This window comes from Methylobacterium sp. JK268, from assembly GCF_054052225.1.
Genome location: NZ_JBSVZN010000014.1, coordinates 190,981 through 209,067, shown reverse-complemented (window position 1 = coordinate 209,067; position 18,087 = coordinate 190,981). Strand labels below are relative to the sequence as shown.

19 protein-coding genes and 1 pseudogene are annotated in these 18,087 nt (G+C 71.7%); 10 read left to right on the top strand and 10 right to left on the bottom strand.

Annotation, left to right across the window (positions count from 1 at the left end; genetic code table 11):
• A pseudogene (locus ACW9J6_RS17510) lies at positions 1-110 on the top strand (IS5/IS1182 family transposase); the annotation flags it as partial.
• On the opposite strand, the gene ACW9J6_RS17505 reads toward ACW9J6_RS17510, so the two are convergent.
• The 3 genes from ACW9J6_RS17505 to ACW9J6_RS17495 form a co-directional block, all read right to left on the bottom strand.
• Positions 62-679: a PAS domain-containing protein gene (locus ACW9J6_RS17505; protein WP_457117764.1), complete on the bottom strand. Its 618-nt coding sequence runs from the start codon at positions 677-679 to the stop codon at positions 62-64. The pseudogene ACW9J6_RS17510 and the gene ACW9J6_RS17505 overlap by 49 nt on opposite strands.
• 637 nt (positions 680-1,316) lie before the next feature.
• Positions 1,317-1,757: a DUF1489 family protein gene (locus tag ACW9J6_RS17500; RefSeq protein WP_457117763.1), complete on the bottom strand. Its 441-nt coding sequence runs from the start codon at positions 1,755-1,757 to the stop codon at positions 1,317-1,319.
• A gap of 70 nt (positions 1,758-1,827) precedes the next feature.
• The gene (locus ACW9J6_RS17495; RefSeq protein ID WP_457117762.1) at positions 1,828-2,709 is read right to left on the bottom strand and encodes a hypothetical protein; all 882 of its coding nucleotides are present in this window, start codon (positions 2,707-2,709) and stop codon (positions 1,828-1,830) included.
• 107 nt (positions 2,710-2,816) lie between these two features.
• On the opposite strand from ACW9J6_RS17495, the gene ACW9J6_RS17490 reads away from it, so the two are divergent.
• From ACW9J6_RS17490 to ACW9J6_RS17470, 5 genes are all read left to right on the top strand, one after another.
• Complete coding sequence (locus ACW9J6_RS17490) at positions 2,817-4,013, top strand: MFS transporter (protein ID WP_457117761.1); 1,197 nt, start codon at positions 2,817-2,819, stop codon at positions 4,011-4,013.
• 91 nt (positions 4,014-4,104) lie between these two features.
• Positions 4,105-5,214, top strand: coding sequence for an ABC transporter permease (locus ACW9J6_RS17485; protein WP_457117773.1), 1,110 nt, complete (start codon positions 4,105-4,107; stop codon positions 5,212-5,214).
• An 8-nt stretch (positions 5,215-5,222) separates the two neighbouring features.
• Positions 5,223-6,077, top strand: a complete 855-nt coding sequence (locus tag ACW9J6_RS17480) for an ABC transporter ATP-binding protein (protein ID WP_457117760.1) — start codon at positions 5,223-5,225, stop codon at positions 6,075-6,077.
• Between the two features lie 13 nt (positions 6,078-6,090).
• Positions 6,091-7,170, top strand: coding sequence for an MlaD family protein (locus ACW9J6_RS17475; protein WP_457117759.1), 1,080 nt, complete (start codon positions 6,091-6,093; stop codon positions 7,168-7,170).
• A gap of 121 nt (positions 7,171-7,291) precedes the next feature.
• Positions 7,292-7,882 carry an ABC-type transport auxiliary lipoprotein family protein gene (locus tag ACW9J6_RS17470; RefSeq protein ID WP_457117758.1) on the top strand — a complete coding sequence of 197 codons (591 nt, stop codon included), beginning with the start codon at positions 7,292-7,294 and terminating at the stop codon, positions 7,880-7,882.
• A 21-nt stretch (positions 7,883-7,903) separates the two neighbouring features.
• Here the strand turns inward: ACW9J6_RS17470 and ACW9J6_RS17465 are convergent, their stop codons facing one another.
• The 5 genes from ACW9J6_RS17465 to ACW9J6_RS17445 all read right to left on the bottom strand — a co-directional run bounded on the left by ACW9J6_RS17465 (position 7,904) and on the right by ACW9J6_RS17445 (position 12,832).
• Positions 7,904-9,226 carry a TadE/TadG family type IV pilus assembly protein gene (locus tag ACW9J6_RS17465; protein WP_457117757.1) on the bottom strand — a complete coding sequence of 441 codons (1,323 nt, stop codon included), beginning with the start codon at positions 9,224-9,226 and terminating at the stop codon, positions 7,904-7,906.
• Positions 9,227-9,511: 285 nt separating this feature from the next.
• Positions 9,512-10,132, bottom strand: coding sequence for a helix-turn-helix domain-containing protein (locus ACW9J6_RS17460; protein ID WP_457117756.1), 621 nt, complete (start codon positions 10,130-10,132; stop codon positions 9,512-9,514).
• A 118-nt stretch (positions 10,133-10,250) separates the two neighbouring features.
• The gene (thiD, locus tag ACW9J6_RS17455) at positions 10,251-11,054 is read right to left on the bottom strand and encodes a bifunctional hydroxymethylpyrimidine kinase/phosphomethylpyrimidine kinase (RefSeq protein WP_457117755.1); all 804 of its coding nucleotides are present in this window, start codon (positions 11,052-11,054) and stop codon (positions 10,251-10,253) included.
• Positions 11,051-11,752, bottom strand: a complete 702-nt coding sequence (gene thiE, locus ACW9J6_RS17450; protein ID WP_457117754.1) for a thiamine phosphate synthase — start codon at positions 11,750-11,752, stop codon at positions 11,051-11,053. The genes thiD and thiE overlap by 4 nt, the downstream gene beginning before the upstream one ends.
• A 93-nt stretch (positions 11,753-11,845) precedes the next feature.
• Positions 11,846-12,832, bottom strand: coding sequence for a DMT family transporter (locus ACW9J6_RS17445; protein ID WP_457117753.1), 987 nt, complete (start codon positions 12,830-12,832; stop codon positions 11,846-11,848).
• A gap of 245 nt (positions 12,833-13,077) precedes the next feature.
• Here ACW9J6_RS17445 and ACW9J6_RS17440 point away from each other — a divergent pair, with 245 nt between their 5' ends.
• Both ACW9J6_RS17440 and ACW9J6_RS17435 read left to right on the top strand, forming a co-directional pair.
• Positions 13,078-13,950 carry a UDP-2,3-diacylglucosamine diphosphatase gene (locus ACW9J6_RS17440; protein WP_457117752.1) on the top strand — a complete coding sequence of 291 codons (873 nt, stop codon included), beginning with the start codon at positions 13,078-13,080 and terminating at the stop codon, positions 13,948-13,950.
• Positions 13,947-15,041 carry a glycosyltransferase family 4 protein gene (locus ACW9J6_RS17435; protein WP_457117751.1) on the top strand — a complete coding sequence of 365 codons (1,095 nt, stop codon included), beginning with the start codon at positions 13,947-13,949 and terminating at the stop codon, positions 15,039-15,041. The genes ACW9J6_RS17440 and ACW9J6_RS17435 overlap by 4 nt, the downstream gene beginning before the upstream one ends.
• Before the next feature lie 737 nt (positions 15,042-15,778).
• Here ACW9J6_RS17435 and ACW9J6_RS17430 read toward each other — a convergent pair.
• Together ACW9J6_RS17430 and ACW9J6_RS17425 are read right to left on the bottom strand one after the other, a co-directional pair.
• The gene (locus ACW9J6_RS17430; protein ID WP_457117750.1) at positions 15,779-16,261 is read right to left on the bottom strand and encodes a MucR family transcriptional regulator; all 483 of its coding nucleotides are present in this window, start codon (positions 16,259-16,261) and stop codon (positions 15,779-15,781) included.
• A gap of 419 nt (positions 16,262-16,680) precedes the next feature.
• Positions 16,681-17,292 (bottom strand): DUF2147 domain-containing protein, encoded by a 612-nt coding sequence (locus ACW9J6_RS17425; protein ID WP_457117749.1) that lies wholly within the window; start codon positions 17,290-17,292, stop codon positions 16,681-16,683.
• 199 nt (positions 17,293-17,491) lie between these two features.
• Here ACW9J6_RS17425 and ACW9J6_RS17420 point away from each other — a divergent pair, with 199 nt between their 5' ends.
• Both ACW9J6_RS17420 and ACW9J6_RS17415 read left to right on the top strand, forming a co-directional pair.
• A complete protein-coding gene (locus ACW9J6_RS17420) occupies positions 17,492-17,671 on the top strand; it encodes a hypothetical protein (RefSeq protein WP_457117748.1) in 180 nt (59 codons plus the stop codon).
• A gap of 113 nt (positions 17,672-17,784) precedes the next feature.
• Positions 17,785-18,048, top strand: coding sequence for a hypothetical protein (locus ACW9J6_RS17415; RefSeq protein ID WP_457117747.1), 264 nt, complete (start codon positions 17,785-17,787; stop codon positions 18,046-18,048).
• The last annotated feature ends 39 nt before the right edge of the window (positions 18,049-18,087 follow it).

Sequence of the window (18,087 nt, the reverse complement as noted above, 5' to 3'; positions counted from 1 at the left end):
GCTTTGCCAAGCTCAAGCAGTTCCGGCGCGTCGCCACACGCTACGAGAAAACTGCCCGCAACTACGCAGCCGTTGTCACCATCGCCGCTATCGTCTTGTGGCTCCGGTAAGTGTCCACAGCGCCTAGCGCGTCCCAGAAGCGCGCGTAATCCGCCGATTGCCGCTCGGCGGGATTGACGAACAGGACGTGGTGGCGGCCCTTGACCTCGTCGAGCCCGTAGCCGACCACCGCGAGGAAGTTCTCGTTGGCCGTCAGCACCGTGCCGTCGGGCGCGAACTCGATGATCGCCTGGGAGCGGTCCAGCGCCCGCTGCTTGCCCTCGAAATCGGCGTTGCGCAGCGTCTGGGCGGTGACGTCGGTGGCGCATACCAGCACGCCGGTCGGCTTGCCGTTCCGGCCGATGACCGGGTTGTAGCTCGCCTGGATCCAGACCTCGCGCCCGCCCTTGCCGACGCGCCGGTACTCGGCCGCCTGCGGCTCGCCCCGGCGCAGGGCGTCCCAGAACAGCTTGTCGGCCGCGCCACCCCGCTCGTCGTCGGCCACGAACAGGCTGTGGTGACTGCCCCGGATCTCGTCGAGGGCGTAGCCGACCAAGCGCAGGAAGGCCTCGTTGGCAACGACGACCTCGCCGTCGAGGGTGAACTCAACGATGGCCTGAGATCGGAAGATGGCACTCATCTTCGCATGGTTGCGGGAGAAGAGCCTGAACATGACGAGCTGCCTTCAGGGTGACCAATCCCCTGTGATAACGAGCATTGGAACCCGCACCGCTTTCCAAGGTCTTGCTGCGACTGCGGAGTCCGCGGCCCGGCGGGCGGCCAGATGTAGGTATCTTGGGCTAATCTGGAACTTTCACGTGAGATCGAGCTTTCAAATCGACACCCCGCCGCCGCCCACCAGCCATGGTCATAGGCCAGCACGGCGATCCGAAATCGATAAATTCAGACTCAAAATATCGCTTCAAACAATAAAGACGGATGTAGAGCAGAGTGCCCCCCTTTGGACACCCCGAGTTGTGACGTTTCGACCCCTTGCATTAAGAAACTATTCAACATGCGAGGAGCTAGGCCGCATTCCGAGGACGTTCAAGGTCGTTGAGGGCCGCGCGGCCGGCGGACCGAGCGGGGCGGAGGGGTCCGACGCATCCTCGGCGCCAACGTGCGCGACCGGTCGAAGCCGACCATGGCGCCGCGCCGCGGCAGCCGATGTCCGGAGATGGCTCGCGGCCGCGCCGTCACGGCTCGGCTGGCGCGACGCGGCGGTCCGGGTGAGGTCGGTCGTCGATTGCGCAGCGCCCGCCGACGGCCTCTCGGCCTCAGAGCAGGCCGAGGGCGGCGAGGTCCCGGCGCATCGCCTCCGGCATCGCGGCGAGGCCGGCCCCCGCCTCGCGGCCGATGTCCCGCGGCGCGTCGGCCGCGGCGAGGTAGCGCCAGCCCTGGAAGGGACGGTACGGGCGCGGCTCCACGGGAATCACGGCGGGGTCGAGGACGAGGTGGCAGCGCCCGACGCCCGCCGGATCGACGAAGGGCCGCACCGCCAGGATCGGCTGGCGGCAGGCGACGAGGCCCTTGATCACCCAGTAGAGCGAGCCGGCGCCCGCGATCTCGTCGGCGCGCTTGGGGACCATGCGGGTGGTGTGCACCTGCTCGAAGGCGATGCCGGCCCGCGCGGCCACGGCGCGCCGCTCGGCGATCCACGCCTCCAGGTCCCGGATGGACTCGCAGCCGACGCAGAGCTTGAGGAGGTGGAGGGCCATGCCGGATGCCGGTGTGTCGGGACGTGCGGCCCTCTGTGCCGCGATCGTGGCGGCGCCGAGGCGACCCGCCTCAGCTGAAGCGGCTGATCTTCTCGATCGGCGCCAGGATGTCCACCTCCGCGAAGGCCGTCCCGAGATCGACGGTCTCGCCCGCGATCTCGTCCTGGACGGGTTCCGGCCCCAGGAGATCGACCGGCAGGCTCGGCACGAAGGCGATGTCGTCGGGCACGAGCGAGTCAGGCAGGACCGGGCGCGGCGCCGGGGCGGGCGCCGCCGGCAGAGCCGCGGTGGCGATCACCGCGTCCACGTCGCTCTGCGCGAGTTCGGTGCTGACCGGCGCGGGCGGCGGAGCCGCGGCCGGATCCTCGATCTCGCCGCCCCAGATCTCGACCATCGCGGTGAGCCGCTGCTCCAGGTAGCGCAGCGTGTGGACGATGCGGCTGGTGCGCTGCGCGGTGATGTCCTGGAAGGAGCAGGCGGTGTAGATGCGGGTGGCGTTCTGGTCGAGGATGTCGCAGACGCGCGGGTCGGCCCCGCCCTCGCGAAGGGTCCAGGCGACCTCCTGCACCTCCTCGGCCGCCTCCAGGATGTCGGAGGTGGCCCGCTCGGTGGTGCGGACGATGGCGTCGAGGGCCTCGGAGGCGGCTTCGAGGCGGCTCTGGTCGTGGTCCGGCGAGTGGATCGCCGCGATCTCCTGCTTGGTGCGGCCGATCGCCGTGATCATCTCGACGAGGTCGAGGCGCATCCGGTCCAGCTCGGGCGCCGACCGCTCGGCCGTCACCGTGGCCTCCAGCCGGTGGATCGCCGAGAGCAGGCGCTCGGTGTCGTCGGACCGGTTGCGGGCGGCGAACTCGGACAGGAACCAGCGCCCCCTCGCCGTTTCCAGCAGCGCCGCCTCGATCACCGCGTACTCGTCCGCCCCGGCCGTACTGAGCGAGGAGAAACCTGCCATGATCACAATCCCCGGGCTCGACGGGCGCCCGTCGCCCCATTCCGACACTTGACAGTCGCGCGTTAACGGCGGCTTACGCCGCGTCCGCGCCGCTCCCCGGGAGCCCGATGCCCTCGCCGTCTCCGTTCGTCACCCTGCGTCTTGGGCTGCTCTACGCGGCGATCTTCGCCGGCATCGGCATCGCGATGCCGTTCCTGCCGCTCTGGCTGGCGAGCCTGGGCCTCGATCCGGGCCTGATCGGCCTCCTCGCCGCCCTCCCGATCGGCGTGAAGATCGGCGCCACGGCCCCCCTGATGGCCCTGATCGACCGCGGCCTGCCGGCCCGCCGCCTGCTGGTCGCGGGCAGCCTCGGCCTCGGCCTCACCTACGCGACCATGCCCGCCGCGGCCGCCCTCGGCTGGCCGGCGCTCGCGGGGGTCATCGCCCTCAACGCGGTGGCGGGCGCGGCGCTGGTGCCGGCGGTCGACTATCTGTGCCTCGCGGCGGTCCGCCGCGACCCGCGCCTCGCCTACGCGCGGATCCGGCTCGGCGGGTCGCTCGGCTTCCTGGGCTCCAGCCTCGCGGGGGGATGGCTCCTCGGCCTCGTCGGGGAGCGGGCCGGCGTCACGGCCTTCCTGGCGGGGCTCGGCCTCGTCTCGGCGGGCGGCGCGGCACTCCTGGTGCCGCGGGGAGCGGCGGCAAGCGCACCGCCCTCGCCGGAAGCGGGAGCCGGCCCGGCGCGGGCGCCCCGGCTCCCCGCCGCCCTCTCCCTCGCCATGGCGTCGGCGGCGATCACGCAGGCGAGCCACGCCGCGGTCTACACGTTCGGCAGCATCCACTGGGCGGGGCTCGGCCTGTCGCCGCCCCAGATCGGCGCCGCGTGGGCGACGGGGGTCGTCGCCGAGATCGCGTTCTTCGCCCTGGTCGGCCGGATCGAGGGGCTGCGGGACGCCCCCTTCCGCCTCCTGGTGCTCGGGGCCGGGACGGCGCTGCTGCGCTGGGCCGGCCTGATCGCCACCGCGCGGGTGCCGGAGGCGGTGCTGCCCCTTCAGGTCCTGCACGGCCTCACCTTCGGGGCGACGCAGCTCGGCATCATGGGCGCGCTGGCGCAGTTCGCCCCGGCGGGGGCCCGCGGGCGGGCGCAGGGGCTCTACGCCGCCGCGGCCTCCCTGGCCTCGGCGGCCGCCACGCTGGCGAGCGGCGCGGCGGCCCGGGAGGGAGGCCCCCTCCTCGCTCTGACGGCCATGGTCCCGCTCGCGGCCCTCGCCCTCGGGCTCGCCCTGGCCTCGCCCCGGTTTGTCACGTCGCCGCGGCGCGCGCTATAAGGCCGCCGTGGGGACGGCGATCGAAGTGGAGGGCGGGCCCGTGTCGACCGAGGCCAGCACGCATCCGCCCGAGCACGCATCCGCGACCCTCCTGCAATTTCGCGACGGCATTCAGGCGCGCCTGGCGGGCCGCTGGACGGCCGATCAGGCGCCCGCCGTCGAGGCCTCCGCCGCCGCGATCGCGGCGGGTGCCGATCCGGGCGGGCGCGTCCAGATCGACCTGTCGGGCCTCCTGCGCCTCGACACGCTGGGCGCCTTCGTCCTGGAGCGCACCCGCAGCGAGATCGAGGCGGCGGGCCGCACCGTCGACTACGCGGGCGCGCGGCCCGAGCACCGCATCCTCCTGCGCGAGGTCGCCTATCGCGAGCCCACGCCCGCGCCGGAGCGCCGCCGCGGGCTCTCGCCCCTCGACGGCCTCGCGGCGATCGGCGCCGGGATGCGGCATGTCGGCGCCGAGGTGCTGTCCTGGCTCGGCTTCCTCGGCGAGGTGGTGGCGGCCTGCCTGAGGGTTCTGGCGCGGCCGCGCAGCTTCCGCGCCGCCGCCCTCGTCAACCAGGTCGAGCAGATCGCGCTCAGGGGCACGCCGATCATCATGCTGATCGCGTTCCTGGTCGGCTGCATCGTCACCCAGCAGGGCCTCATCCAGCTGCAGCGGTTCGGGGCGCAGTCCTTCGTCGTCAACATGATCGGCATCCTGACGCTGCGCGAACTCGGGGTGCTCCTCACCGCCATCATGGTGGCAGGCCGCTCGGGCTCGGCCTTCACGGCGGAGATCGGCTCGATGCGCATGCGCGAGGAGGTCGACGCCCTGCGGGTGATGGGCCTCGACCCGATCGAGATCCTGATCGTGCCGCGCATCCTCGCCCTGATGCTGGCGCTGCCGATGCTCGGCTTCCTGGCCGATCTCGCGGCGCTCGCGGGCGGGGCGCTCACCTCCGCCGCCTACGGCAACCTCTCCCTCGACGCGTTCCTGTCGCGGCTGCAGGGCGTCGTCACCATCCGGCACGTGATCGTCGGGATGCTCAAGGCGCCCTTCATGGCGCTGATCATCGGCATCATCGCGACGAGCGAGGGATTCCGGGTCGAGGGGTCGGCGGAATCGCTCGGCCGCCACGTCACCGCCTCAGTCGTCAAGTCAATCTTCATGGTCATCGTGCTGGATGGCGTCTTCGCCATCTTCTTCGCGGCCATCGACCTGTAGAGACCCCCGTGCAGGCTGAGCGCCAGGAAACGACGTCCCCCGGACGCGACGCGGTCATCCGCGTGCGCGATCTCGTGGTCGGCTTCGGCGACCGCACGGTGCTCAAGGGCCTGAGCCTGGACATCCGCCGCGGCGAGATCCTGGGCTTCGTCGGCCCGTCCGGCCAGGGCAAGTCCGTCCTCACCCGCACGCTGCTCGGCCTGGTGCCGAAGCGCTCGGGGCTGATCGAGGTGTTCGGCGAGGATGTGGACGCGCTGAGCCCGGCGCGCCGCCGCCTGATCGAGCGGCGCTGGGGCGTGCTGTTCCAGCAGGGCGCGCTGTTCTCGGCGCTGACCGTGAAGCAGAACATCCAGGTGCCGATGCGCGAGCACCTGCGCCTGTCGGAGCGGCTCCTCGACGAGTTCGCGCGGCTGAAGATCGAGCTCGTCGGCCTCAAGCCCGACGCGGCCGACAAGCTGCCCTCGGAACTCTCGGGCGGCATGATCAAGCGGGCGGCCCTCGCCCGGGCGCTCGCCCTCGACCCGGAGGTGCTGTTCCTCGACGAGCCGACCTCCGGCCTCGACCCGATCGGCGCGGGCGAGTTCGACGACCTCGTGGCGACGCTCCAGAAGACGCTGGGCCTCACCGTCTTCATGGTGACGCACGACCTCGACAGCCTCTACACCGCCTGCGACCGCATCGCCGCGCTCGGCGACGGGCAGATCATCGCCGCCGGCCCGATCGAGGACATGCTCGCCTCCGATCACCCCTGGCTGCGCTCCTACTTCCACGGCAAGCGGGCGCGCGCGGTCGTCCCGGGCGGCGCGCGGACCGGCGCCGGCTCCGAGGCGATCGCGGCCGCCGCATTTTCGCCCGCCGAATGAGGACCATGACGGCATGGAAACCCGCGCCAACAACGTCCTGATCGGGGCCTTCACCCTCGCGGTGATCGCGGCCGGCTTCCTGTTCGCCTTCTGGCTGCGCGGCAGCACCTCCAATCAGGCGCGGGTGCCGCTGCGCATCGTGTTCTCGGGCGGCGTCGGCGGCCTCGCCAAGGGGGCCGTCGTCACCTTCAACGGCATCCGGGTGGGCGAGGCGCGGGACGTCGAGCTGCTGCCGCAGGATCCCCGGCGCGTCACCGCGATCGTCGAGGTCGAGCGCGCGACGCCCCTGCGCGCCGACACCCGCGCGCGCCTCGACATGACGATGCTCACGGGCGTGGCCTCGATCGCCCTCGTCGGCGGCAGCGCCGACGCCCCGGCCCTCAAGCCGCCCGAGGGCGAGCGGATGGCGACGATCTTCGCCGATTCCTCGGACATCCAGGACCTGATGCAGAGCGCGCGCATGATCGCCCAGCGCGCCGACGACATGCTCCAGCGCCTCGACCGGGTGGTCGCCGGCAACGAGGGCGCGATCAACCGCACGCTCGCCAATGTCGAGACCTTCTCGAAGACGCTGAGCGACGCCGGCCCGGCCCTCGACGCGCTGGTGAAGGCGATCGACGGGCGCAAGCTCGGCAACCTGATCGACAATGCCGACCGCTTCTCGGCCGCGCTGGCGGCGGCCTCGCCCGACATCCAGGACGGGCTGCACGACGCCCGCACTCTCGCGGGCAAGCTCAACGCCTCGGCCGACCGGATCGACGCGGTGCTGAAGGGCGCGGAGGGCTTCCTCGGCTCCGCCTCCGGCGAGGAAGGGAAGAGCACCTTCGGGGAGATCCGCGAGGCCGCGGTCTCGATCCGCGAGGCCGGCCGCGCCTTCCGCACCATGTCGGAGAACCTCGACAAGCGGACGGCGACCATCACGACGAGCTTCGGGCGGCTCAGCGGGGCGGGCCGGCGCGAGGTCCAGAACCTCTCCACCGAGGGCCAGCGCACGCTGGGCACCCTCAACAGCGCCGCCCGCAGCATCGAGCGCGACCCGTCCCAGGTGATCTTCGGCGGCAAGCCATCGTTGCCCGAATACAACGGTCGCTGACCCTGTGGCGCCGCAACGGGGGCGTGCAGGTGCGCAAAGGCACGCGGCGGCCGGGCCGGCGATGTCCGGTCAAGGTTCCGGTCCTATAATCCGGCTCCGAGACCGCAGCCCGCCACGCTTCATGCCGCACGCTTCCCTCCGCGCCCCGCTCCTCTGCGCCGTGCTCGCGACCCTCGCGCTCGGCGGCTGCGGCACCGGCGCGGTCCCCTCGACCTTCGACCTCACGGCGCTGCCCGGCGCGGCGCGGGCCGGGGCGGCGCGCCGCTCGCTGGTCGTGGCCGAGCCGGTCGGGCTGCAGCCCTTCGAGGCCGACCGGATCATCGTGCGCGAGCCCGGCGGCGCCCTCTCCTTCCTTGGCGGCGGGCAATGGGCGGACCGGCTGCCGCGCCTGATCCAGGCCCGGCTGATCCAGAGCCTGGAGAACACCCGCAGCCTGCGGTCGGTGAGCCGCCCGGGCGACAAGATCGCCGCCGACACGCTGCTGGTGACGGAGATCCGCGCCTTCGACATCGCGGCCGGCTCGCGGGAGGCGGTGGTGGATCTCTCGGCGAAGCTCGTCTCGGACTCGACCGGCGCCGTGGTGAACGCCCGCGTGTTCGAGGCCCGGGTTCCGGTCGCGGAGATCAACGCCGCCACAGCTGCCAACGGCCTCGACCGTGCGCTGACGATCGTGCTGGCGGACGTGGTGCGCTGGGTGGGGACGGGCGGCTGACCGGGCGATCGCCGCCCTGCCCTACTGCACCAGCCGCACCGTGCGCTTCACCGTGTTGCCGACGCCGTCCGGCACCGGGATGTCGCTCACGCCATAGTTGGAGTTCAGGTAGATGCTCGGGCCGTCGAAGAACTCGACCTGGCGCGCCACGATGATCGTGTACGCGGAGCGGTCGGCCACCGGGTTGCCGGCGTCGACGATGAGCCGACCGGCCGGGAGGTAGATGGTCCCGAGCAGGTTGCGGGCGTTGTTGCTGATGATCCGGTACTGTCGCATCGGGGGCGAGCCGGGCGGCGGTGGCGGCGGCGGGGTGTACTTCTCGGTCGAGACCGCCGCGACCGGCGCGCTGACGCTGCGGTTCTCGAAGAACAGCAGCCCGGCCATGACGCCGTCCTTGGGCGCGGTCAGATCAATGCTGCTCTTCACGTCGAACAGCACGCCGCCCGCGTCGCCGGTGAAGTAGAAGCCGACGTTCTGCCCGCTGATCGAGGCGTTCTTGTCGACGGTGAGCGGACCGTCGTCGATGATGTAGATCCCCGCCGCGAAGGTGACCACCGCCCCGTTGGTGATCTTCAGACCCTTGCAGTAGATGCCCGGCGTCAGCAGCGCCGTCGGAGTTTTCGACCCGTCGATCACGGTCGGCGTCGTCGTCGTGCAGCTCGGGATCGCGGGGCCAGAGCGGCTCGCCAGGGGATCGGTCCGAACGGGGCAGCCGCTCTGCGTCACGCCGCGCACGCTCGCGCGGCCGATGGCGATGCCGCCGGCCGAGCAGACCAGCGCCGCGTCGACGCTCGCCCCGTTCTCGATATGCACGCCGCCCTTGTCGGTGGAGTTGCCGAACATCCCGCAGCTCGTCGCCGCCAGGGTGGCGTTCTTGTGCAGGTGCATACCGTCGGGGCGGCTGTCGTCCAGGGTGAGGAGGCAGATCCGGGTCGAGCCGGAGAGTTCCGCCGTCGCGCTCGCCCCGATCTCCATGCTGGGAAGCGTCAGCAGGCGGCCGAACAGGCTCTGCATGGTCTCGTTGATCGCGACCGTGACGGTGCTCCCCCCGCTCCCGATCGTCGCGGTGACCCGCGTCTGGGATGGGTCCGTGCCGTTGGCCGACTGGAAGGCGAGGCTCTTCGCCCGCGCCTCGACGTAGCGGTCCGACCCGGCGACCGTCAGCTCGCCCGCCGCGCCGAGGGCCGCCACGTCCACCGCCTTCTGCAGTTCGGCGCGCCGCTTGTGGATGCGGGCGTACTCGACCGCGGCCCCGCTCGCCGCCACGATCACCGGGAGGCTCAGGCTGAGGATCAGCGCGACGACCCCCGCCCGGTCCGAGAGAAATCGCCCGATCGTACGCATCCCGCACCGACTCTCATCCGCGCGTGGATCATTGTTGTCAGGGATTAAAAATCCGTATTCATCAACTGTATCTCGATCGCGCTCCACACTCTTTGAGCATTCTATCCGATCAAGATTACGCTCGACTGATCGTTACGAACCTTGCGGCGGATGACGGAAGAACCGCGCACCGCGGGAAGCACGGAGGCAAGTCTCGCGGAGACGCGCCGTGATCTCACGGTGCCGCTCGCGGCGATTGCTGCGGAAGGCGAGCGTCGACCGCGACGGCGTCGCGGCCGGCGGGCCCTACTCCATCACGGCGGCCTTCATGATCACCACCATCGTGGCGCGGGCCGGCCGGTCGCCGACGCAGCGCACCGTGTGCGGCCGGTCGCAGCGGTAGCGCAGGGTCTCGCCGGCCTTGGCGCGCTGGACGCTCCCGGCCACGTCGATCTCGAACTCGCCGTCGAGGACCGACAGGCACTCGACCGAGCCGCGCTGGTGGGCGTCCGAATCGAGTTCGCCCCCCGGCTCGGCGGTGAGGTCGTACCATTGCAGCCACTCGACCGTCTTGATCCAGCCGGTGATGGCGAGCCGCACCTTGCCGTCCTCCGACAGCAGGATCGGCGTGTCGGCCCGGGACGACTTCTCGATGAAGGGCTCCTCGTCGCCCGTGGCGAGCACGCGCTCGATCGAGACGTCGAGGGCCTGGCTGAGGCGCCAGATCGTGGCCAGGGTGGGATTTGTCTCGTTGCGCTCGATCTGGCTGATGATCGACTTCGCCACGCCCGACTGCTCGGCGAGTTCGGAGAGCGACAGGTTGTAGGCCTTGCGCAGGCGCTGGATCGTCTTGCCGAGCTGGCCCGACAGGACCTGCGCGCCCGTCATCAGGTCCCTCGTCCGCTCACGTCCCCGCTCCACACCCATCGGCCGCTCTCACCCCGCGACGTTCCGCATTCCGAACGTCCGTACGCTCCATCAAACGCAATCGACCCGGGAGGGCAAGGGGCTTGCGCCCGCGGGGCCATGTTTTCGGGCCGGCGCCTCACCACCACGCGTGGAAGTGGTGGACCGGCCCGTGGCCGTGCCCGATCGCCAGCCGGTCCGCCTCCGCCAGGGCCGCCGCCAGGTAGCCCTTGGCGGCCCGCGCCGCCTCCGTGAGGGGCACGCCGCGCGCGAGCCCGGCGGCGATCGCCGCGGACAGCGTGCAGCCCGTCCCGTGGGTGTTGCGGGTCGCAAGCCGCCGGCCGGCGAGCCGCAGGACGGCGTCGCCGGGTCCGACCAGGAGGTCGACGCTCTCCTCGCCGGCCCCGTGGCCGCCCTTCATCAGCACCGCCCCCGGGCCGAGGGCGAGGAGGCCCCGCCCCTGGGCCAGCATGCCGGCCTCGTCCTGCGCCACCGGCGCGTCGAGGAGGGCGGCGGCCTCGGGCAGGTTGGGCGTCAGCACCCGGGCGAGCGGGATCAGGTGCCGGCGCAGCGCCTCGACCGCCCCGGCGGCGAGCAGCGGGTCGCCGCTCGTCGCCACCATCACCGGGTCGAGGACCACCGGGAGGCCCGAGGCGTGGCGGCGCAGGCCCTCCGCCACGGCGGCGATCACCGGCTCTCGCGCCAGCATCCCGACCTTGACGGCGCCGACCGCGAGGTCGCCGAAGACGCTCGCGATCTGCTGCGCGACGAAGGCCTCCGGCACGTCGTGGATCGCCTGGACGCCGCGGGTGTTCTGGGCGGTGAGCGCGGTGACCACGCTCGCCCCGTAGACGCCGAGGGCCGAGAAGGTCTTGAGGTCGGCCTGGATGCCGGCGCCGCCGCCGGAATCCGACCCGGCGACCGTGACCGCGATCGGCGTCACGCCGCCCCCCGCGCCGCCAGGACCTCGTCGACCACGGCGCGCAGGTCGCGCGCCCGCGGCTCGACCTCCCCGGGCACGCCGAACAGGGCCGAGATCAGCGCGATCCCGTCCGCCCCGGCCCCGATCACCGCGGCGGCGTTGCCCCGGTCGATCCCGGCGATCGCGCCCAGCGGGAGTCCGGCCCGGGCGAGCCGGGCCCGGAACGCGATCCGCGCCAGCCCGTCGAGGCCGACCGGCGGGTCGGGGTTCTGCTTGCTCGCCGTGGCGAAGACCCCGCCGATGCAGGCGTAGTCCACCGGCATCCGGTAGAGTTCGTCCGCCTGCGCGGCCGTCTTGATGGTGAGGCCGATGATGGCCCCGGGGCCGAGCAGCCTGCGGGCCTCGGCCGGGTGCAGGTCCTCCTGGCCGAGATGCACGCCCTCCGCGCCCGCCGCCAGGGCGAGGTCGACCCGGTCGTTGACGAGGAGCGGGACTCCGGTGCCCGCGAGCGCCGCGCGGATCGCCCGGACGCGCTCCAGACTGTCGCGGATGCGGGCGATCTGCTTCTCGCGGTACTGGAGCAGGGTACAGCCGCCCGCCACCGCGGCCCGGGCCATGGCGGCGAGGTGCGCGCCGTCGCCGCCGCTCACCCCGACGTCGAGGATGCCGTAGAGGCGCAGGTCGACCCGGACCGGCGCGCGCGACTCCGCGGGATGCATCGGGACGCTCCTGGCCGGGAGATCCGGCCGGGTCGGGAGTATGCGGCGGCCGCCCCGGGCGTCAATCTTGGGCCGCGCGCGGCGCCCCGGCCGTCAGGCGATCCGGGCGCCCCCCGCCGCGGCGTCCCGGGCGCGCTCCTGGGCGAGGCGCCGCTCGCGCCACACGGTGTAGACGCCCGCCCCCGCCACGATCGCGCCGCCCAGCGCCACCGCCGCCTGCGGCAATTGCCCGAACACGAACCAGCCGATCAGCAGCGACCACAGCATCGTGGTGTACTCGAACGGGGCGACCAGGGAGGCGTCCCCGTGCCGGTAGCTCTCCGTGAGGAGGATCTGGCCGATGCCGCCCAGGATCCCGATCATCGCGAAGCCGCCGAATTCCGCGAGGCTCGGCAGGCGCCAGCCGAGGGCGAGGGTCGAGAGGCCGAGCAGCGAGGTGAAGAGGAAGAAGTAGAGGACGATCGCCCCGGTGCGCTCCGTCATCGTGAGGCGCCGGACCTGGATCGTCGCCGCCGCCGAGCAGACCGCGGACAGGCAGGCGAAGAGCGCGCCGATGGAGCCCGCCGTCCCGGCCCCGCCGAGGTCGAGATGGGGCGCCAGCATGATCAGCACCCCGAGGAAGCCCACCACCACGCCCGCCCAGCGATAGGCCTGGACGCGCTCGCGCAGCACAAGGGCCGCCAGGACCACCACGAGGAGCGGCGAGGCGTAGCCGATCGCCACCGAATCCGAGAGCGGCAGGAAGGACAGGGCCGCGAAGCTCGCGAACATGCCGCAGGCCCCGATGAGGCTGCGCAGGACGTGGCCGCGCAGGTTGTCGGTCCGCACCGCCGCCGCCACGCCGCCCTGCCAGGCGAGCCAGATCAGGAGCGGCAGGATGGCGAAGGAGGAGCGGAAGAACACGATCTCGCCGGTGGGGAACTGCCGGTCCGCGAGGCCCTTCACGCCCGCCGACATCAGCGTGAAGGTGAGGGCGGACAGGATCTTGAGACCGATCCCGAGATAGGGGCGGCCGGACTCGGCGGAACGCGCGGCGGCCCCGGCCAGGGGGCGCTCGGGCAGGACGACGGGGGCAGCCATGGGAAGAGTCGCAGGGAGGATAGGAGGAAGGTCCTTCTAGCCTCCTCCCGTACGGCCGAGCCAGCCGGATCGCCACTGTCCAGATCTGCGCTCCCCGCATGCGGTTCTTCATCAGACCGCAAGGAAGGCCGATTCCGGGCAATCCTGCGTTCCGCCCGCCTTAATCGGGTCGGGACCGGGCTTCGTCATCAAAGTGATACGCGAATGCGGTTTGGGTGCGCCCCATAGACCGAAAGGAGACGGACGTGGCTGACGACGCTGATGCGCTGCGCGTGCGCTCGCTCTTCCTGTCCGACCTCCATCTCGGCACGAAGGGCTGCCAAGCGGAGCTGTTGCTCGATTTCCTGCGCGAGGTCGATTCCGACGAGATCTATCTCGTCGGCGATATCGTGGACGGCTGGAAGCTGAAATCCGGCTGGTATTGGCCGCAGGCCCACAACGACGTCGTGCAGAAGCTGCTGCGCAAGGTGCGCAAGGGCTCCCGGCTGATCTACGTGCCCGGCAACCACGACGAATTCCTGCGCGACTTCCTGGACCTCCATTTCGGCGGCATCGAGGTCCACGACCAGATCCTGCACGAGGGGGCGGACGGCAAGCGCTACCTCGTGATCCATGGCGATCAGTTCGACCTCGTGGTGCGCCACGCCAAGTGGCTCGCGCTGCTGGGCGACGGAGCCTACACGGCGGCCCTGTTCGTCAACACGCACCTGAATTGGGTGCGGCGCCGCCTCGGCCTGACCTACTGGTCGCTCTCGGCCTGGGCCAAGCTGAAGGTCAAGAACGCCGTCAACTTCATCAGCCGCTTCGAGGAGCTGCTGGCCGCCGAGGCCAAGCGCGTCGGCGCGGACGGGGTGATCTGCGGCCACATCCACCACGCGGCCAACCGCGAGATCGACGGGCTGCGCTACCTCAATACCGGCGACTGGGTGGAGTCCTGCACGGCGATCGTCGAGCATTACGACGGCCGCATGGAGGTGATCCGCTTCGCCGAGATGCGCGCCGGGGTCGCCACGGGCCAGCCGGTGCTGCCGCGGCCGGACGCGGCCCCGGTCGAGCCCCTCCCCGCCCCGCGGCCCGCCCGCGAGCACACGGCCTCCGACACCCGGGCCGTCGCGTGAGACTGCTCATCGCGACGGATGCCTGGCATCCGCAGGTCAACGGCGTCGTCCGCTCCCTGGAGCAGATGGCGAAGGCGGCTCCGGGTCTCGGCGTGACGCCGATGATGATCACGCCGCAGCTCTTCCGCTCGGTACCGCTGCCGGGCTACCGCGAGATCCGGCTCTCGCTGGTCACGGCCCGCGGCATGGCGGCCCGCTGCCGCGAGATGGCGCCGACCCACGTGCACATCGCCACCGAGGGGCCGATCGGGCTCGCGGTGCGGCGCGTCTGCCTGTCGGAGCGGCGCCCCTTCACCACGAGCTACCACACGCGCTTCCCCGAATACCTCGCCGCCCGGCTGCCTGTGCCCCCGGCCCTGAGCTACGCGTGGCTGCGCCGGTTCCACAACGCCGCCAGCGGCACCATGGTGAGCACGCCGTCGCTGGAGCGCGAGCTCGCCGGCCGCGGCTTCCGTACCCTCCTGCGCTGGACCCGGGGCGTGGACACGGAGCTGTTCCGCCCCCGCGACGAGCCCGAGCCGGAGGCCCTGCGCGGCCTGCCCCGTCCGCTCTTCCTCTTCGTGGGGCGGCTCGCGGTGGAGAAGAACGTGTCGGCCTTCCTGTCCCTGGATCTTCCCGGGACCAAGGTCCTGGTCGGCGACGGCCCGGATCGGGCGCGCCTGGAAGCGCAGCACCCGGAGGCGCGGTTTCTCGGCACGCTCACGGGCGAGTCGCTGGCGCGGATCTATTCCGCGTCGGACGTGTTCGTGTTCCCGAGTCTCACCGACACGTTCGGGATCGTCCTCCTGGAGGCCCTGGCGAGCGGCCTGCCGATCGCCGCCTATCCGGTGACCGGCCCCCTGGACGTGGTCGGCGGAACGGATGTCGGCGTCCTGGATCACGACCTGCGGGAAGCGGCGCTCGCCGCGCTGGCGATCCCGCGGGGCCGCTGCCGGGACGAGGCGCTCCGCTACACTTGGGCGGAGAGCGCCCGCCAGTTCTTCGGCAACATCGAGGCCGCGCACGCCAAGGGCCCGGCCGATCTGCGCTCCGACACCCGCCCGAGCGCGGCGGCCGTGTTCGGGGCGGCTCCCGGCACCCGCGAGGGTTAGAGAGACAGGGCATCACGGGGCGCGCCGTCACGCTCGCCGTCGTGCGGCCCACCGAGGGGCCCCAGCACCGCCGCGCGCCCTCGCAGTGGACGCCCGCTCTGAAGGCCGCGGCGCGGGCCATCCCGGAAACAGCGCCGCGTCGTGGCGCCGAGGATGGGGGCGGATCCCGCCGCATTGGGGGCCGATCCGCAAGCATGCCCTGACCACCTGACCGACAGTGCGGGACAAATTCTCAGCCGTACGTCCTAGATACGCATCCGATTGAATACGGAAGCAAGACCGAAACACCGAGCACAATATTCCATCAATGGCAACAAATCCACCTCCTCATGCTGAGGTGCGAGCGGAGCGAGCCTCTGGCGGGCCGCAGGCCCGCACGCACCCCAGAGCATCTCGTCCAAGGCGCCTTTTCTCTTGGATGAACGTTCTGGGTGCTTCGAGACCTCTGCGCGGTACCTCAGCATGAGGAGTGTCGCGCACTCCAGGCGGGTTCATTTGATGAGCAGGCTATCGAGATGTGTGCACACGGTAGCCCGTGCGGGAGAGAGTAGGGTCCGAGACCGGCCCGTCATGAAGCGAAGATGGTCGTGCTGGCAGCGGGACACGTCAGAATACGTGCTGAACCACCTGGACCCTCACGCGGGATCTCCGATCCCCTACCCCTCTCCCGCACGGGAGAGGGATTGCCGCGCCACGACCTGCGGGCCGGACGGCACCGCCTCGCGGGAGCGTTCGATTCAGACGTTCTTGCGCGGACGGCCGCGCTTGCGGGGCGCCTCGGGATTGGGTGCGGGCGGTCGCGCGGCGGCGCGGTCGCGGCGGAGCTGGCCGAGGCCGAGGGTCTTGGCGAGTTCGGAGCGCTGGGCCGCGTAGGTCGCCGCCACCATCGGGTAGTCCGGCGGCAGGCCCCACTTCTCCCGGTACTGCTCGGGCGTCAGGCCCCGCCCCGACAGGTGTCGCTTCAGCGACTTGTAGGGTTTGCCGTCCTCCAGCGAGATGATCGCGTCCGGCGTCACCGTTTTCCGGATCGGGATGGGAGGAACCGGCTTCTCCGGCTTCGGCGGCGGCGGTGCCACGATCGTCGTCAGCGAGGCGTGCACCGCCTCGATCAGCCCGGGAAGATCCGCGAGCGGGACCGAGTTGTTCGCCACATAGGCCGACACGATGTCGGCGGAGAGGTTGATCAGCTCCGACTGCTCCGGAGCGCCATCCCTGCTCATGCACTTGCCCTCGGTGAAAACTTGTTTCCACCTGCGAGAAAATCACCTGATCGTCAATGGATCATCGAAATCAAGTTTGGGACTTGGGTCGTTCGCGAGCGAGGGTTTCACGCAACCATTGCGCACCAATTGGATACGATGCAGCAGCGGCGGCGAGACGGCGGAGCCGTCGGCGCCGGCGCGCCCGCCACCGCCGCGCGGCCGCGCTCGGCCCCGGAGGTCCGGCAGCGAGCGGCTAAAACCTCACGCTCGCGGGGGCTTGGCTGGGCGGCATGGCCGCCGGCACCGCGCGGCCGGCGCGGGCGGGCCGGGCGCGGGGCGACCAGCGTGGCTTCAACTTCCGGTCGAACCGGCGGCGGTGACGGGGCCGCTCGCCGGCCGGCCCGCGCCCATACGCCCCTGTGGACGACGCTGCGCGATCAGGGTTTCGCCGCCTCGTCCTTGTGGGTGGCGGCCGCTCCCTCCTTGTGGGCCGCGGGGGCTGCGGGGGCCGCCGCCTTCGGGGCGGCTGGCTTGGGGGTCCATTCCGGATCAGGGCGCGGACCGCCCGGACCGTTGGTCGGCCCGGTCAGCTGGCCCGCCAGCGTGTCGGTCGTCAGCTTCCAGGTCTGCGACCCGCACAGGAAGCCCAGCAGGCAGCCGCGCACGCTGAGTTCACCCGGCGCATCGACCCAGATCGACACGTCGTACGACTTGCCGTCCTCCGAATTGTAGATCTGTCCCTCGAAGTGGTCGTCGGCGTTCGGCTTCAGGCCCATGATGAGCTGATGCCCGAGCGACGGACGGTTGCGCTTCTTGGGATCGCTGTTCTTGAAGTCGACGCGCGGCTGGCCCTGGTCGTTCAGCGGCGTCTTCAGCCAGACCACGTAGCCGCAGATGCGGTCGTTGCGGGTCAGGCACTTCTCGATGCGGATGCGGGCCCTGCCGTCCTCGGTGAGCCAGACGCCGGTCGGATCCTTCGGCGCGGCCAGGACGGCCGTCGGGACGAGAAGGCCGAGGGCGGCAAGGCCCCGGGTCAAGGGCATCATCATACAGGTGTCCTCCGGTGCGGCCGTGCGCGGAAGTACGACGCGTCCGGCGCCGCCGCAACCCGGCGCGGCCGCGCCGCCCGGCCACGCTGTCGCATGGCCGGATGTCACATGGCTGGATGTCACATGGCTCCGGTGGCGGATCGCGCGATAGAGCGGCAGCGTCGGACCGTCGTTGTCGCCGCTCGCTTCAAGGCTTCGCATGATCCCGGTCGAGATCCTGGTGATGACCTTCGGGGCGGTCGGCGCGATCGTGATCGTGGTCGCGGCGCGGCCGGGCCGCCCTCCCCTGCGCTGGCCGCGCAATCCGGTTCTGCCGGACGCCGCGGGTCCGCAGGCCCGCGCCGCGATCCGTTCGGGCAACGCCCTGCCGCCGCGCTGACGCGGCGCCGTCCCGGGCGGCTGCCGCATGACAGGATGGCAATCCGCCCGCCACGTCCACAACAGCTCGGCCGCTCCATGATTCGCCCACTCGCGACGCATGGAGTGCCGCCGATGTCACCGATGGACCGCCCGGCCGAGCTGATGATCTGGCACGCGGAACGCGCCGCCCCCTCGGCCGAGGCCCGCATCTATCCCACGCTGAGGCAGGCCCTCCTCGCCGCCGCGGATTGCGCGGAGGACCCGGACGCGCTGCCCTGGATCGTCACCGAGGACGGCGAGATCCTGAGCCCGCACTGGATCGACCACCACCTCGCCGCGGTGCGCAGGCCGCCCGGCGGCTCCCGCCTGCGGACATGGCTGACGCATTGGGTCTGAGGCGGCCGGCGCGGCGGGCCTGGGGTCGGCGCGAAATCG